Origin of the sequence: Megasphaera vaginalis (ex Bordigoni et al. 2020), from assembly GCF_900240295.1 — a bacterium.
In the GTDB taxonomy this organism is placed as follows: Bacteria; Bacillota; Negativicutes; order Veillonellales; family Megasphaeraceae; genus Megasphaera; species Megasphaera vaginalis.
In genome coordinates this window covers 508,992-525,351 of the sequence record NZ_OEQB01000001.1, presented here as the reverse complement: position 1 = coordinate 525,351, position 16,360 = coordinate 508,992, and the positions used below count along the sequence as shown (strand labels likewise).

Here is a 16,360-nt window from a genome sequence, read left to right as displayed (position 1 = left end):
CGGCTCAGCTTGACGAGTGCCAAAAACTCGTTGACGAAGGCCGACGAAACATTGCAGAGGCAAGACAAATCTTTGCAGACGTTGACAACGCAAATCAAATCAATGGAGCACAAGCGGGCAGTCATTAGACGACAACGCGATACATGGGCCGTAGCTGCCGGAGTGCTTGCAGGAGCATTGATATATAAGAGCAGATAAAGTAAACCGGACAGCAGAGAGTAATTCTTGTTGTCCGGATTTTTTTATTGAAATACATTTGATTTCTATTGACAATATACGTTTAAACGTATATAATATAACTATAGAGAGGAGGTGAGAAGATGTGAAGCGTGGAGAAAAAATAAACCTCATAACAGCAATAATCCAGTTGGTCACCGCGATTATATTGCTGATACAAGGTTTAAGACAGTAAGCTAAAAGGCTTGCCCCTCGAAAGAGGGGCGGGTCTCCTGCTTATCTCCAGTATAGCACATCAATAAAAATGAAAGCAACGAGATATATTAGTGTGGCAGCACTTGTTATTTCTGTTATTGCATTACTGAAAGCTTTGGGGGCCTTTTGATGAAACCATTAGAGGAAGTTATGACAGCTGCAGAAGCGGCTGAATTGTGGGGGATTTCTCCGCGGGTAGTACAGAAAGCTTGCACCGGTCAAAATGGATATCCGCCTAGATTTACACTAGACGAAGCCAGAAAGGCAGGGCGTATCTGGCTCGTGACTCGTGCCGGTATGGAACGGGTGTATGGTAAGATAAGACATATTGATATATAATAGTTTTATAGAACAAGTTACTTGCAATATACAAAACTATCATAGAGATAGCATTTATAAGCTAATCGGCATTCTCGAAACGTTGATCTGTATTGCAGATCTGCAGATCTGCAGGAATGGAACCGCTCAGTTATTTTTTCTGGGCGGTTTTTGGTTTTTTCGTAAAATGTGCTGCAGCCGGATCCGCGGCATACTGGAAACGGTGGAATACCTAATCTTGAGCGCAATTGCATGACGATAGGTCTGCCTGTGTATTTTGAATACATGACGCTGTGGCGGGCTTTTCGGTTGTAACTTTCTGATAAGTGTGATATAAATGAAGCTGTAAACAAAAAAGGGGAGCTGATAGTATGGTAAACAGTGTTGCTGCACCGCAAGCAAGAGGGAAATTTGCGGAAGATAATATTTTCGGAGCGAATAACCGTGCCAATGCGTTGGCGAAGGAAATCGGCATCGACCGTGTGATTAACGGTACTGTCGGATCCATTCTTGATGAAGACGGCAATTTGGTCATGCTCGATGTCGTTCGCGACGCTTTTCATGCGCTCACGGATAATGAAATTATTTCTTACGCGCCGATACAAGGCTATCCGGAGTATCTCGATGCCGTCATTGATCAGTGTTTCGGCGAATCACGTCCTGACGGTTTTCTTCGGGCTTGTGCCACTTCCGGCGGCTCCGGGGCGCTTCATCATGTCATTCATAATTATTCGGAGATCGGCGATGAAATCTTGACCAGTGACTGGCATTGGGGGGCGTATGGGTCCATGTGTCTCGATAATGGTCGCAAGCTCCGCGAATTTGCTTTACTGGACAGCGAAGGTTCCTTCAATTTCGCCGACTTTAAAGCGCACGTAACGGCCATGATGGCGAAACAGCTGAATACGGTTATTATTATGAATTCGCCGGCCAACAATCCGACAGGATTTGCGCTTTCTATTGAAGAATGGCGTCAGGTCATCGACTTCTTGAAAAATGCCGTTACCGGGACGGAAAAGAATGTCATCCTCGTTCCGGACGTTGCGTATCTGGATTATAGCGGAGAAAAACAGGAATGCCGTAAATTTTTCAAGGAATTCAGCGGTTTGCCGGCTAATTTTCTGGTTATCGTCGCGTATACACTGAGTAAAGGGTTTACGATGTACGGACAACGTATGGGGGCGATGATTGCCGTTACAGCTGATGAAGATGTGGCTGACGAATTTGTTGCCATCAATCAGTATTCCAACCGTGCAACGTGGTCCAATTCCAACAGTTCGGCCATGAAGGCGATGGTGCGCATTTGCAGCGATCCGCAGAAGGTCGCCGCACTCGATCGGGAGCGCGCGGCGTATTTCCAATTGATTAAAGAACGGGCTGATCTGTTTATGGCGGAAGCCGATGCATGCGGTTTGAAATATTTGCCATATTTGTCAGGCTTTTTTATCACGATTCCGATGACCGGTTCGCAGGCTGTTTGTGATTTGCTGGAAAAAGAGCATATCTTCCTCGTTCCCTTGGGTAAGGGGATACGCCTTGCCGTATGTTCCGTATCCAAGAAAAAGATCAAAGGACTGGCCGCGAAAATTAAAAAGGCCGTAGATGCTGCCGGCGCGCAGCAATAAGTAATGAAGGTGTCGGTATAGGAGACTGTGCCGACACCTTCTGTCTATGAAAGGGAGTGGGATTTCATGTTTAAGCGGGTCGGAATCTGCGGTACCGGCAACATGGGGCAGGCGATCGCAGCGGGGATCATTTCTTCCGGACTGATTACGGGAGATAACCTTTTCCTGTACAATCGGCATCGGGAAAAAGCGGAACAAGTTGCCCTGTCGGCAGGCGGCGGGACAGTGTTGTCTTCCCTGCAAGCGCTGGCAGCACAGGCGGAGTTGATTATTCTGGCTGTTAAACCGTATGCCATGCCGGCAGTTTTGGCGGAATTGAGAAATACGGTATCTGAAGGGACTGTTGTTCTCTCTGTTGCGGCAGGGGTAACATTGCAGCGTATGGCGGAAGGACTCGGGAAAACGTGCAAACTGATTCGCTCGATGCCGAATACGCCTGCTCTCGTCGGGGAAGGTATGACGGCATTGACGGCAAATGCCTCTGTAACGGAAACGGAAATGGAAGACGTAAAGACGTTGTTTGCTTCTTTCGGCAAAGCAGAAGTGGTGGAAGAAGCAATGATGGATGCCGTTTGCGGTCTCAGCGGCAGCGGGCCGGCCTATGTCTATCTGTTTATTGAAGCCTTGGCAGACGGCGCCGTGCTGGAAGGGATGCCGCGACGGCAGGCTTATACATTTGCTGCGCAGACCGTACTGGGAGCGGCTAAGCTTGTGTTGGAAAGTCAAAAACATCCGGGCGAGTTGAAAGATGCCGTTTGCTCTCCCGGCGGTACGACGATTGCAGCTGTCAAGGTTCTGGAAGAACAGGGCTTGCGGGCTGCCGTAATGGCGGCCGTTGAAGCTTCGGCGGAAAAAAATAAGAAAATTTAAAATAAAAATTCAAAAAACAGCGAACAAGTCTTTCCATCAAAAGACTTATTCACTGTTTTTTGATATCAGGAGAATGACAGACGTTTGAACGACTAAAAAAGTGGATATATGATAAAAAGTAATAATAAAAATTACATTAAAAGTATATTGTTAAAAAAGTAATGAAATAATAGATGAGAAAATAAAATAATAATGACATTATATAAAAAAATCATAGCAAAATCGTTCGCATTACGAAACGGATATATAGAGAATGCCGGAATGTAATTTACTTGTTTGTAGGAAGGCAGTATAATAATGATGTAAAATAAATCGGATAAAGAATGTGTAAATATATATAAGCAGTAGTCGCTTTGCTTTGCATGCATATAAAAATGTAAGGCCAATCGGAATCAGGCTCTTTGATAAAGGACTATTCACCGGGATAACTGATGGTTATCGGTTCTGGTGTACGTTTCGTCGGTAATGTATTTCGCGTTCTGCCGGTTTTATCATTACAACACTATGCGATGTTGTCTTAAACGGGAAGGTCCCTTCTTCTCGTGAAGAGATACTATGGTTAACACTATTTTTAATTGGAGGTAATGTGTTATGGCAAAAGGAAAAGTCACCCCGGAAATTATTGAAGAATTAAAGAAAATTGTCGGTGAAAAATTCGTCTATACGGATAAGGATAAACTTGATCCCTATTCCCATGATGAAGTAACGGATCCTCATTATATGAAAGAAGCGCAGGTCGTCGTCTTGCCTGCTACGACGGAAGAAGTTTCCAAAGTGGTTAAATTATGTTATGACAATGACATTGTCATGGTTCCCCGTGCCGCCGGTACCGGTCTGGCTGCCGGTGCCGTTGCTATTTTCGGCGGCGTTATTATTTCCATTGAAAGAATGAATAAGATCCTTGAAATCGACAAGGACAACATGGTCTGTGTTACGGAACCGGGCGTTACGACGACAAATCTCCAGAATGCAGTCAAAGATGAAGGTCTTTTCTACGGCGGCGATCCCTGCAGCGGGGACTCCTGTTTCATCGGCGGTAACGTTGCTACCAATGCCGGCGGTAACCGCGCCGTAAAATATGGGGTAACACGTGATCAGGTTATGGGTATCGAAGTTGTTACGCCGACGGGCGAAGTTGTCATGTTGGGCGGCAAGTTCCGTAAAAATGCAACAGGCTACAGCTTGATGCACCTGTATATCGGGGCTGAAGGAACTCTCGGTATCATTACGAAGATCATCCTCAAACTCGTTGCCCTGCCGAAATGCCAGATGGATCTCCTGGCTGTATTCGACAACCTTGATGATGCTATCGCGTTGACGCCGAAGGTCATGAGCGCCGGCATCAGCCCTGTTTGTGTGGAATTCATGGATAACGCGTCCATTAAACAGGTTGAAATATTCTTAGGCGAAACGTTGCAGCATTCCGACGTAGGCAACTACATTATCATTCAGATTGCCGGTGACAGCGAAGATCTGCTCGACGAACAGTGTGAAAAGATCGACGAATTGGCTCGTGAAAACAATGCTCTCGATGTTCTCGTTGCCAATCCCGCCGTTATCTGGAAATCGCGTAAGGCATATCTTGAAGCCGACCGTGCCCGCAGCCTGGTCTTCTCCATGGAAGATATCGTCGTTCCGATGACGGATATTCCGCAGGCAGTACAGCAGATTTCCCGTTTGGCCGATAAATACAAGGTTGCTATGCACTGTGCCGGTCATTGCGGCGACGGTAATGTGCATATTGATATCTTGAAAGATGACCGGACACAGGAAGAATGGGAAGAAATGCTTCCGCAGATCCAAAAGGAAATCTATACGCTGGTATATCAGCTTAACGGGCATCTTTCCGGCGAACATGGCATCGGCTACAAACGTGCGGCGCTGATGGCTGAATACATGGATCCCGTTGAATTGAAACTGATGAAGGCTGTCAAGAAAGCTATTGATCCGAAAAACATCATGAATCCCGGCAAAGTTGTCAGCATTAACGAGGAAGTTCCTGTCGAATAATTACTGATTATGCCGAAGACGAGGAAGCCAAAAGTAGTATTACTTTTGGCTTCCTTTTTTGTGGATATAAAAGAGCGCGTCGATGAACGCGAAAAGGACAGATGCAGAAATGCGTTTGACGGCGGGAGATGAGTACCCACCGGCGGCCTGTTTTGGCGATAGCAGGCGTCGGCTGCTGCTTCTGAAAAATTGACGAGGCCTTTCTTTTGCGGCAGTCGTTTTTTTCCTTTTATACATTGCCGCCATGCAGACTTGCAGGGATGCGAATCATTTCCTGCTGACAGGAGTGGTACGGGATCGTTGATTGTAGACTGTCCTCTTTTCTGCTATAATAAAACATCAGTCCATTATATAAAGGAGAAGGTAATTGGGTACAGAAATCATTTCAGATATTTGGGTCGTCATGAATATTATTTTGATCGATCTCGCTTTAGGCGGGGACAACTCGATTATTATCGGTATGGCGGCAAAAAATCTGCCTCGTGATTTGCAAAAAAAAGCGATTTTTTACGGTACCGGAGGCGCGATTATCCTGCGTTTTCTGATGGCGGCCGTCGTTGTTTGGCTGCTCCAGATACCGTATTTGAAGACCGTAGGCGGCATTCTTCTAGTCATTATCGGGATCAAGCTGATCGGCGGCCGTTCTCAAGAGAATGTGCATGTGACGGCCAAGGATTCGCTGCTGGGAGCGATCAAAACGATTATCGCCGCTGATGCGCTGATGAGCCTTGATAACGTCCTCGGTATTGTTGCCGCCACAGGTGGGCACTTAGGACTATTATTATTCGGTATGCTCGTGTCCGTTCCCATCATCGTTTACGGCAGCACCGTCGTTATTCGGATCATGACGCGTTTTCCGGCGCTTATCTACGTTGGCGGCCTGATTCTCGGTTGGGCGGCGGGCGGCATGGTGGCGACGGACCTCTCTCTTCCTTTTGCCTCCGGCAACGAGCTTTTTATCAAAGTGGGACTAACTGTTCTTACCGTCGCCGGCGGTTTGTTGTGGAAATACTTGCCTGATTATTACTTGACATAATTTTAGAAAATTGATAATATATATAAGTCAGGTAACGGGGCGTAGCGCAGTTTGGTAGCGCGCTTGGTTCGGGACTAAGAGGTCGCAGGTTCAAATCCTGTCGCCCCGACCATACTTTACACATTGGATATTCATCCCGAGGGTATTGGTGCAATGATGTGTAATGTGGAGAGATGTCCGAGCGGCTTAAGGAGCATGATTGGAAATCATGTGTAGGGCTACAGTTCTACCGTGGGTTCAAATCCCACTCTCTCCGCCAGTAAATGAGATAGGGTCTGCATTTGCAGGCCCTTTTTTTAGTTGCCTGTTCAATAAATGGTGTCGCAGCGAACCGCTGCGACACCATTTATTGAACAATACGATTGGTTTTCTCTTTGTAACGGAGAGGAGCGGTCAAATTCCCATATGCAGGTGGATAGCGTGTATTGTCAGCGTCTCATTTGCAGGTTGTTTTTCCAGTATCGTTGTTCGCGACATCCGTCATGGAAAGACTGATGCGACCTCTTCGGGAATCAACGGCTACGATTACGGCATCAACAATATCACCGACGCGGACGACATCTAAGGGATGGCAGAATGGCTTTCTGCAAAGTTTGGAGCGGTGCACGAGACCCGGCGTTTTTAATCCGAAATCGACAAAGGCGCCGAAATCGACGACATTTTGCACTGTACCGCGGACAGTCGTTCCTATTTGCAGTTCGTCGAGGGAGAGTATCTTTTGTCGCGTCAGCGGTTGCGGCATCGTGTCGCGGAGATCACGACCCGGCTTACACAATTCAGCGAGAATATCGCGAATTGTCGGTTCGCCTGCATGGAGTTTTTCGGCTAATGCCGCAGTCGCATTTGGTGGCAGTTTGCTTTGCAGCAAATGTAATGCGGCGGTGTCCTCCCGTTCTTCGTGATGAATGCCGCAGTGCTGTAGAATTTTTTTGGCCAATGCGTATGATTCGGGGTGGACGGCTGTATTGTCAAGCGGTTCTTCGCCGTCTTTGATGCGGAGAAAGCCGGCGCACTGCATAAACGTCGACGGTCCCAGACGTGGAACGGCGTTCAAATCCTGCCGATTACGGAAAGGGCCGTTTTTCTTCCGATAGGCAACGATATTGGCTGCCGTTGTCGCCGTCAATCCCGCAACATGACGCAACAAGGCGGCAGATGCCGTGTTCAAGTCGACGCCGACAGCGTTGACGACAGATTCGACGACGTCGTCCAGGGCAGCGGAGAGCATCTTTTGATCGACGTCATGCTGATATTGCCCTACGCCGATGGCTTTCGGATCGATCTTTACGGCTTCCGCAAGGGGATCTTGTATTCGACGGGCAATAGAAACGGCGCCGCGGATCGTTACGTCGAGATCGGGAAGCTCTTCGCGGGCCAACATCGAAGCGGAATAAACGGAAGCACCGGCTTCATTGGTAATCATATAGGAACAGGTAAGATTGCCATGCTGAATTAAATGGGAAACGAATTGCTCCGTTTCGTAGGAAGCTGTTCCGTTGCCGATGGAGATTAAGGTGATACCGTGTTTTTTAACCCAGGCGGTCAGAGCCTCGGCGGCATCCTGTTGTTGTTTTTTTGAACCGACAAGGTGATAAGTGCCGTGATCCAATACCTTTCCCGTCGCATCAATGACGGCGCATTTGCAGCCTGTCCGGTAGCCGGGATCAAGGCCCATAATGACTTGTCCCGCAAATGGAGGTTGTAAAAGGAGACTGCGCAGATTGTCTGCGAAGACGCTGATAGCCTGCTTTTCGGCACTGGCTGTCAGTTCGCTGCGGATCTCCCGTTCCAGTTGCGGGAAAATGAGACGTTGATAACTGTCTTTTGCCGCATCTTTCAGGATTTCCGCATAAGGAGACGGGCCGCTGATGATCATGCCAACCAAATGCGCAATGTGCTTGTCCGTATCAGTTTGTAATACCGATTTCAACAATTTTTGCGCTTCGCCGCGGTTAATGGCCAGCATCCGATATCCCGGTAATCGACGGATTTTTTCGTTGAAATTTTTATAGGTCAGCATCGGTCCGGCTTCTGCGTCGGCAACGGTGAGGGTACAGGACAGTCTGGCCGTTTTCCATAGCTCTTCGCGCAGATAGCGGCGATAAGTACTGTTTCCCGCGAGATCTTCGGACAAGATGTACATCGCTCCCTGAATGGCCGCGTCTGCTGTTTTCACGGTATTCGTCAGATAGGATTCGGCAGCCTTTTCCGGCGGCGGACCGTTTTTTACCTGTTTGCGAAACAATTCGGCCAGCGGTTTCAGACCGGCTTCGCGAGCCGCCGCCGCTTTCGTCCGCCTTGTTGGTTTGAATGGCCGGTACAGGTCTTCTACATCTTGGAGAACGCAGGCGGCAGCCAATGCGTCGGCCAAATCTTCCGTTAAGGCGTTTTGCGCGGCCAGTGCTTGGCGAACGGTCTCCTTACGGCGGGCCAGCTTTTCTTCGTAGGCATATCGTTCCCTTATTTGCCGCAGTTGTACTTCGTCGAGAAGCTGCGTGGCTTCTTTCCGGTAGCGGGCGATAAAGGGCACGGTATTTCCCTGTGCAAACAGGTTTAATGCCGTTTCCACTTGGTTTGGGCGGAGCGACAACATGGTGGCGATACGCCGTATGACTTCGATTTGATTCATGGACAGACTCCTTTCAGATCACCATTATATGAGGAGAGATGGGTACAGTCAAATTCAATAAAAAAAATTCTCAAAAAACATTGAAAATTTTCTTAATAACCATTACAATTTAATAAGGGGATTTGTCAATTAATATTCATTGGCAAAGAGGAATGGTTTTGAGACGATAAAGGGAAAGGAGGAGCTACGGATGAATATTGCTGAAGTATTGCGGGAACATGGGTATAAAGTAACGCCACAGCGTTTAGCTGTTTATGATGTGATTGATCATAATCTGACCCATCCGAATGCGGAAGTGATTTATAAGGAACTGCAGCCTAAATATCCTTCCATGAGTTTGGCAACCGTCTATAAAACGATGGAGATTTTTGCCAAGATCGGCGTCGTTCAGATTTTGCAGTGTGAAGAGGATGCCCATCGCTATGATTACAATACAGAGCCTCATGCACATGTCCGTTGTTCTCAATGTAACCGTATCAGGGACATTGAGATTGATCAAGATCAGCTGTCCCATGAGGCGGCTGAAAAAACGGGGTACCAAATAGATTCGGTCACCGTATCATTTACAGGTATTTGCCCTGAGTGCCTGACAAAACAAAAATAGGGAAGAAGAAGGACTGCTGCGGAGCATTCTGCGGCAGTCCTTTTTGTTTGCCCGTATTTCATGTTATACTTTTGCATATATTGTAACGAGGGGAGGAGCGAAGATGCTTCATATAGGTTGTCATTTATCGGTGTCGAAAGGTTTTTTGCATATGGGACGGGAAGCGCTTGCCATTGGCGCCGATACGTTTCAATTTTTTTCCCGTAATCCCCGGGGCAGTAAGGTTCGGCCCTTAGACATAAAAGACATGGAGCAATTGAATATCTTTATGGATAGACATCATTTTGCGCCCATTTTAGCTCATGCCCCGTATACGCTGAATGGTTGTTCACTGTCGAAAAAAACGCGAGATTTCGCCGTTGAAGCGATGGCGGACGATCTGCGGCGCCTGGAATATGTCGAGCGCTGTCGCTATAATTTTCATCCCGGTAATCACGTAGGACAAGGCAGCGAAGCGGCTTCGGCCTATATTATCGACATGCTCAATCGGACCATGACGGGAGCGCAGAAGACGACGGTGCTGTTGGAAACGATGGCGGGAAAAGGAACGGAAGTGGGGCGCACCTTTGAAGAATTGGCCGCTATTCTTGACGGCGCCGTGCATAACGATAAGTTGGGCATCTGCCTGGACACGTGTCATGTTTTTGACGGCGGCTATGACATCGTCGATCATCTTGACGACGTGTTGACCGCCTTCGATAAGCGCATTGGCTTGCAGCGGCTGCTCGCGGTCCATATCAATGACAGCAAGAATCCGCTGGGCAGTCATAAAGACCGTCATGAAAAAATCGGACACGGTCATATCGGTCTGCAGGCGTTTACTGCCATTGTTAATCATGAGGCGCTGCGTCATTTGCCCTTTTATTTGGAAACACCCAATGATCTGGAAGGCTATGCCGCGGAAATAACCCTGCTTCGCAGCGTTAGCAAGGAAGAGGTGAACTAGGTGCGTCTTGTCCATACTGCCGATTGGCATTTAGGAAAATTATTTTACGGTGATTATCTGACGGATGAGCAGGATTATTTGCTGAAAGAACAGTTTTTGCCTTTTTTGCGGGATTGCCGGCCCGACGCCGTCATCTTGGCCGGAGATGTTTATGACCGCAGCCTGCCGCCTGTTGATGCAGTCGCGTTGTTCGATGAAGTAGTGACCAAGATCACGAAGGACATGAAACTGCCCTTTTTTGTTATCAGCGGCAATCATGACAGCGCTTCACGGCTTTCTTTCGGCAGTCGTCTGCTGGAACAGGGCGGTCTGTATATTAGCGGCGATTTGCGGCACCTGGGCGGGCCGGTCGTCCTCAGCGATGATTGGGGACCGGTTTCTTTTGTTTCGCTGCCGTTTGCCGAACCGGCGGCAGTACGGCACTGCAGTCAGGATGATACGATTCGCGACTGGGACCAGGCGCTGCAGTATCTTTGTCGGCAGCAGCGACAGCAAGTAACGACAGCGCGTTCGGTCTGCATTGCGCACGCTTTCGTTGCCGGCGGCGCCGTCAGTGATTCGGAACGGCCCCTTTCCGTCGGCGGTACGGAAGTCGTGTCTCCGGCGCTGTTCGTGGGATTTTCGTATACGGCGTTGGGGCACCTGCACGGGCCGCAACAAGTCGGCGGTCAGATGATTCGTTATGCCGGCAGCCTTTTGAAATATTCGTTCAGCGAAGCCGGTCAGAAAAAGGGGGCCGTCCTGGCCGAGATCGACAAGGACGGCGGCGTCTGCAGCGAGACGATTCCCTTGGCGCCGCGCCATGATGTCAGGATAATGACAGGCTTTTTTGACGATATCATGGGAGACGGCACTGCCGCACATGACGATTTTGTTCTGCTCCGCTTGCAAGACACGCAGCCGATTCTTGACGGCATGGCCAAGGCGCGCCGCAAATTTCCGCGGGCGTTAGCCTTGGAAATGCCGCAGCGGCAGCTTTCCGATACGGCAGGGGAGCGTCGGCTTGACCTGCAACAGTCAACGGCGCAGCAGCTTTTTGAAAGTTTTGTATCTGCCATGCGGCCGCAGCAAGGGCTTACGGCAGCCGAAAAATCATGCCTGCAGGACTTGTGGCAGGAATTGGAACGAGAAGAAAGGGAGGAAAGCAGATGAAGCCGATCCTGTTGGAGATCAATGCCTTCGGCCCCTATGCCGGTTGTGAAGTCGTGGACTTTCGCCGTCTCGGCGAGCGCAGCCTTTTTCTGATCTGCGGCCCTACCGGAGCCGGCAAAACGACGATTCTCGACGCCATTTGTTATGCCCTGTATGGCAAAACGAGCGGCAATATGCGTTCCGGCGCGCATATGCGCAGTGAGTATGCGACGGTGGCGCAAAAAACGTCCGTTACCTTTACCTTTTCTCTGGGACCTCGTCGTTATCGTGTCAGCCGTAGTCCTGAGCAGACCGTACTGCGCAAGGATAAAAAGGGATTGCGGCAGGCTGTCGCCGAAGCGGAATTGTGTGAAGTCGATGATGACGGTAAAGAATTGGCGTATCATGTCAGCAAAAATGTGACGGCTGAAGCGGAACGACTGCTCGGTTTCGACGTCGATCAATTTCGGCAAGTTGTCCTTCTGCCGCAAGGGGATTTTCGCAAATTATTGCTGGCAAGTTCTGCAGATCGGCAGCAGATTATGCAGACCTTGTTTCATACGCAGCAGTATGCACGGCTTGAAGGAAAGATCGAAGAACGGCACCGGGAAATCGCGCAACGCAACAGAGAGGAAAATGACCGGCGCAACCGGATATTGACGGCACTGGAAGTTGCCGATGAAGCGCAGCTGGCAGTTGTGATTCGGGAAAATGAGGAAAGGTTGGCAGCATTGAAACAGGAATCGGAGCATGCTGAGAGGGAGCGGGCCGAGTTCCAGCAAACGTTTAATCAAGCGCGGCAACTGGCTGATTTGTGGCAGTCATTGACACAGAGTAAAGCAAAAATGGCGGCGTTGGCGGCGCAGCAGGAGACGATGGCCGAACGCAAACGCCATATTGACCGGCTCCACGGTGCCAGACTTCTGGCCGAGCCTTGCAAGCATGTCGACGAGCTTGCAAGGCTCGGCGGCGAAACGCGCAAAAAACTGGATGCAGCGGCAGCCGCATTGGAGCGGGCCGAAGGGGAAGGTCGTCGTCTGACCGAGGAAAAGGAAGCCCTTGAAGCGAAGAAAGATGCCTATAAAGCAAGGGAAAATAAAATCACGGAACTGCACCGGCTGAAAGAGAAGGTGGCCGTTCTTCACTCGCTCCGACAAGTGTGGGAAGAGAAAGAAAAGCGTTCCGGCGCAGCGGAAAAGGCGCTGGCAGACGTGCTGGCGAATAAGGAGCGGCACAGTCGGGACCTGGCGGCGCTCCGCCAGGAAGGCGGCGCGCTGCGTGAAGCGGCGGCGGCATTGGCCAAAGCGGCAAATGACGTCGAGAGGATGCGGGAACGCGTCGATATTGAAGGAAGACTGCTGAAATCAGTTATAGAAGCGGCAGCAATGGAGAAAAAACTGGCAGAAGCACAAGGTCGAAAAAAAGAAGCTGAAGCTAAGGCCAGGCAAGATAAGCTTGATTATGATGCAGTTCGGCAATTGTTTCTCAGGGGCCAGGCCGCGCTTTTAGCGCAAACTTTGGAAGAAGGCGTGCCTTGTCCCGTATGCGGCGCCGTTGAGCATTTGCAGCCGGCTCTGCAGCCCCCGGATCTGCCGCGTGAAGATGACGTGGAAAAGCGCCGCCTGGCTGCGGAAAAAAGTGCCGCCGATTATCGAAAATGGGATGTCGTCTGCGCACAGCTGCAAACGGCGGGGGAAGAGAAGCGGAACAATCTTGCTGTACAGCGGCAGCTGTACCCGGTTGACGGTACGCTTGCCGTATGGCGAACGCGCTTGTCGGAAGCGGAACAAAGTGTAAAGATGTGGGAGAAAAAGGAAGCGCGCCGGCGCGACGTCGAAGGATTGACCGGTTCGGCGGAAGACGCGTTGAAGCGCTGTGAGCAGATGGAGAACGAGGCGCGCGACGTAATGCTGCATTGCCGGCAGGAGGCGGTTGCCGCGGCAGCCGGATTGCAGCATGCCGTCGAAGAAGTACCGGCAGCCTATCGCGCGCAGGAACAGTTGGATCGGGAGTTGCGGCAGCTTCAGCGCGACGTTGATGGCTATCAGGAAGCGTTGCGGCAAACGGCGGAAAAAGCGTTGCAGGCAGAGCGGGCCGTCGCGACATACGGCGCCAAAAAGCGGCAGTATGCGGAGCAAGTGGAGGCCTATCGGGAGCAGTATAAAACCGCTTTTGATGAATTAAAGCAGCAAGCGGCGGCGGCAGGCTTTGCCGATATCGGCGAATGCAGGCTGTTGCAGGTGGAATTGCCCGGTCTGGAGGAGGAAGAAAAGCAGTATACGGAATATCTCCGGAACGTGGCCCAGATACAAGGACAGATCAGTCAGCATGAAGCGGCTATCGACAGTCGGCCGCAGCCGGATATGGCGGCGTTGAATGCGGCGGGCAAGGAAAAATATGACCGTTGTCAGCAGTTGACGGCGGCAGTGGCGACAGCGACTGCCAATAAAGCGGGATTATTGAAAAACGATGCCGAGTTGCGGCATATTGCACGGCAGCAGGCGCATTTGCAGGAACAATATAAAACTGTCGGCGCGTTATATGAATTGATCCGCGGCGACAAAACGGGCGTTAATTTCGAGCGGTATGTTTTGGGAGCCCTCTTGGATGAAGTGCTGATGGCGGCTAACGCCAGATTGCAGTTAATGAGCCGCAGCCGGTATTCACTGCAGCGTTCCCGGACGTGGGATGATCGACGGGTACAGAAAATAGGCCTTGATATAGCCGTTTTTGATCAGTATACGGGGTACGTACGGCCGGCCAATACGCTTTCGGGAGGCGAGACGTTTTTGGCTTCTCTGTCACTGGCATTGGGATTGGCCGACGTTGTGCAGGCCTATTCCGGCGGCATTCGGCTGGATACGATGTTCATTGACGAAGGCTTCGGGACCCTGGACAGTGAGACCCTGGATTTTGCTTTAAAAGTACTGGTGCAACTGAAACAGGGCGGCCGTCTTGTCGGGATCATTTCACACGTGCCGGAATTACGCGACCGTATCGACACGCAATTGATCGTCGATAAAACAGATCGCGGCAGTACGGTGCGATTTGCCTTGCCGTGATGGCAGTTGAAGAAACGAACGTAATATCCTATAATAACAATCAAGCCGAACAACTATAAAGGAGTGGTGTCCATGACAGCAATTGAACGCGTACGGGCTCATTTGGATCAGTGGCAGATGACCGGCCGCGTCACGGAATTGGCCGTATCCAGCGCAACGGTGGCGGAAGCCGCGGCTGCTTTGCACACGGAAGAAGGGCGTATTGCCAAATCGCTTTCCTTTCTCGTCAATGGCCGGCCGCTGCTTGTCGTTTGCGCCGGCGACGCTCGCATTGACAACAAACAGTTCAAAGCCTTTTTCGGTCAGAAGCCGTCCATGATCAAAGCGGCAGACGTGGAGTCGTTGATCGGGTATCCCGTCGGTGGCGTTTGTCCATTCGGCGTCAAGCCGGGCGTTACCGTGTACCTGGATGAGTCGTTGCGCCGTTACGAAACCGTCTTTCCGGCTTGCGGCACGGCAAACAGCATGATCGAACTGACACTGAACGAGTTGGAAACCTGTGCCGCTGCCGCCGCCTGGATTTCGGTGACGAAAGATTGGCAAGGAGAATAGGGGGAAACAGACGTATGCAGTTTACATTTAAACACACGAATTTTAACGTCCTCGATTTGAAACGAAGCATGGATTTTTATGAAGCGGCCCTGGGACTGAAAGAAGTCCGCCGCATTGAAAATCCGGCTTTTACGATCGTTTACGTCGGTGACGGTGTCAGCGATTTCTGTTTGGAGCTGACTTGGCTTAAGGATCGTAAAGAACCGTATAATCTCGGTGAAAATGAATTCCATACGGCTTTTGCCGTTGCCGATATGGCTGCGGCGTTAGCCAAACATAAAGCGATGGATTGTGTCGTTTACGAAAATCCGCACATGGGTATTTATTTCATTGCCGATCCTGACGGATATTGGCTTGAAATCGTTCCGGAACGCAAATGATGAAAGCGGAATATACACAACGGACGGCTTTGCTGATCGGCGCGGATAAAGTCGCCGATCTCGCGAAAAAAACGGTCATGGTCTTCGGTCTGGGCGGCGTGGGCTCTTTCGTCGCCGAAGGACTGTGTCGTGCCGGTATCGGCCGCTTGATCCTGATTGATGCCGATACCTTTGATCCGTCGAATCTCAATCGGCAACTCGGCGCTACGACGGAAACGGTCGGACAGCGCAAAACGGATGTTATGCAGCGACGTCTTTTGTCGATCAATCCGGAGCTGGTTGTGGAAACGCATGCTGTCTTTTATTTGCCCGATGAAGAGGCCGGGTTTATTGCGAATGCGGGAGCCGACTATATCGTTGACGCCATTGACACGGTGCAGGCCAAGATCGGCGTCGTTGCAGAAGCCTTTGCTGCGGGAATTCCCGTCATTTCATCTATGGGAGCGGGAAACAAGCTGCATCCCGAATGGTTTGAAGTGTCGACGATTGAAAAGACTTCCGTTGATCCCCTGGCAAAGATCATGCGCAGAGAGTTGAAAAAACGAGGTATTCATGGCGTCAAAGTTGTCTACTCGAAAGAACCGCCGCTGCCGCCGCGGCAGAACCATGACGGCGCGCGTCCGAGTCCCGGCAGCATCTCCTTTGTCCCTTCCGTTGCCGGCTTGATCATAGCCGGCGCCGTCATTCGCGATCTGATCGGATTACCATAAAGAATAGGAGCAGAAGAAACGAGAGGCAGGTGGAAAACCCGCCTCTTTTTGCGTA

General features: G+C 50.3%; 13 protein-coding genes, 2 tRNA genes and 1 pseudogene. 15 read left to right on the top strand and 1 reads right to left on the bottom strand.

The window, feature by feature from the left end:
• From C0977_RS11065 to C0977_RS02550, 8 genes and pseudogenes are all read left to right on the top strand, one after another.
• Nucleotides 1-198 (top strand): annotated as a pseudogene (locus C0977_RS11065) (hypothetical protein); the annotation flags it as partial.
• A 363-nt stretch (nucleotides 199-561) separates the two neighbouring features.
• Nucleotides 562-771 (top strand): helix-turn-helix domain-containing protein, encoded by a 210-nt coding sequence (locus C0977_RS02585; RefSeq protein WP_036242544.1) that lies wholly within the window; start codon nucleotides 562-564, stop codon nucleotides 769-771.
• Between the two features lie 350 nt (nucleotides 772-1,121).
• A complete protein-coding gene (locus tag C0977_RS02580) occupies nucleotides 1,122-2,375 on the top strand; it encodes a pyridoxal phosphate-dependent aminotransferase (protein WP_023053265.1) in 1,254 nt (417 codons plus the stop codon).
• 66 nt (nucleotides 2,376-2,441) lie between these two features.
• Complete coding sequence (proC, locus tag C0977_RS02575; protein WP_101912313.1) at nucleotides 2,442-3,245, top strand: pyrroline-5-carboxylate reductase; 804 nt, start codon at nucleotides 2,442-2,444, stop codon at nucleotides 3,243-3,245.
• Between the two features lie 591 nt (nucleotides 3,246-3,836).
• A complete protein-coding gene (locus tag C0977_RS02565) occupies nucleotides 3,837-5,255 on the top strand; it encodes an FAD-binding oxidoreductase (protein WP_101912311.1) in 1,419 nt (472 codons plus the stop codon).
• A gap of 403 nt (nucleotides 5,256-5,658) precedes the next feature.
• Nucleotides 5,659-6,291, top strand: a complete 633-nt coding sequence (locus tag C0977_RS02560) for a TerC family protein (RefSeq protein ID WP_101912347.1) — start codon at nucleotides 5,659-5,661, stop codon at nucleotides 6,289-6,291.
• A gap of 35 nt (nucleotides 6,292-6,326) precedes the next feature.
• A tRNA-Pro gene (locus C0977_RS02555) sits at nucleotides 6,327-6,403 on the top strand.
• A gap of 55 nt (nucleotides 6,404-6,458) precedes the next feature.
• A tRNA-Ser gene (locus C0977_RS02550) sits at nucleotides 6,459-6,550 on the top strand.
• A gap of 177 nt (nucleotides 6,551-6,727) precedes the next feature.
• On the opposite strand, the gene C0977_RS02545 is transcribed toward C0977_RS02550, so the two are convergent.
• Nucleotides 6,728-8,920 (bottom strand): Tex family protein, encoded by a 2,193-nt coding sequence (locus C0977_RS02545; RefSeq protein WP_101912310.1) that lies wholly within the window; start codon nucleotides 8,918-8,920, stop codon nucleotides 6,728-6,730.
• Nucleotides 8,921-9,110: 190 nt separating this feature from the next.
• Between C0977_RS02545 and C0977_RS02540 the strand changes: the two genes are divergently transcribed.
• The 7 genes from C0977_RS02540 to C0977_RS02510 all read left to right on the top strand — a co-directional run bounded on the left by C0977_RS02540 (nucleotide 9,111) and on the right by C0977_RS02510 (nucleotide 16,305).
• Nucleotides 9,111-9,524, top strand: a complete 414-nt coding sequence (locus C0977_RS02540; protein WP_101912309.1) for a Fur family transcriptional regulator — start codon at nucleotides 9,111-9,113, stop codon at nucleotides 9,522-9,524.
• 103 nt (nucleotides 9,525-9,627) lie between these two features.
• Nucleotides 9,628-10,470 carry a deoxyribonuclease IV gene (locus C0977_RS02535; RefSeq protein ID WP_023052546.1) on the top strand — a complete coding sequence of 281 codons (843 nt, stop codon included), beginning with the start codon at nucleotides 9,628-9,630 and terminating at the stop codon, nucleotides 10,468-10,470.
• A complete protein-coding gene (locus C0977_RS02530; RefSeq protein WP_101912308.1) occupies nucleotides 10,471-11,622 on the top strand; it encodes an exonuclease SbcCD subunit D in 1,152 nt (383 codons plus the stop codon).
• Nucleotides 11,619-14,663 carry an AAA family ATPase gene (locus C0977_RS02525; RefSeq protein ID WP_159459016.1) on the top strand — a complete coding sequence of 1,015 codons (3,045 nt, stop codon included), beginning with the start codon at nucleotides 11,619-11,621 and terminating at the stop codon, nucleotides 14,661-14,663. The genes C0977_RS02530 and C0977_RS02525 overlap by 4 nt, the downstream gene beginning before the upstream one ends.
• 72 nt (nucleotides 14,664-14,735) lie before the next feature.
• Nucleotides 14,736-15,215 (top strand): YbaK/EbsC family protein, encoded by a 480-nt coding sequence (locus C0977_RS02520; protein ID WP_234987544.1) that lies wholly within the window; start codon nucleotides 14,736-14,738, stop codon nucleotides 15,213-15,215.
• Nucleotides 15,216-15,229: 14 nt separating this feature from the next.
• Nucleotides 15,230-15,595: a VOC family protein gene (locus tag C0977_RS02515; protein ID WP_023052539.1), complete on the top strand. Its 366-nt coding sequence runs from the start codon at nucleotides 15,230-15,232 to the stop codon at nucleotides 15,593-15,595.
• Nucleotides 15,595-16,305 carry a tRNA threonylcarbamoyladenosine dehydratase gene (locus tag C0977_RS02510; protein ID WP_101912306.1) on the top strand — a complete coding sequence of 237 codons (711 nt, stop codon included), beginning with the start codon at nucleotides 15,595-15,597 and terminating at the stop codon, nucleotides 16,303-16,305. Before C0977_RS02515 ends, C0977_RS02510 begins: the two co-directional genes overlap by 1 nt.
• Nucleotides 16,306-16,360 lie beyond the last annotated feature (55 nt).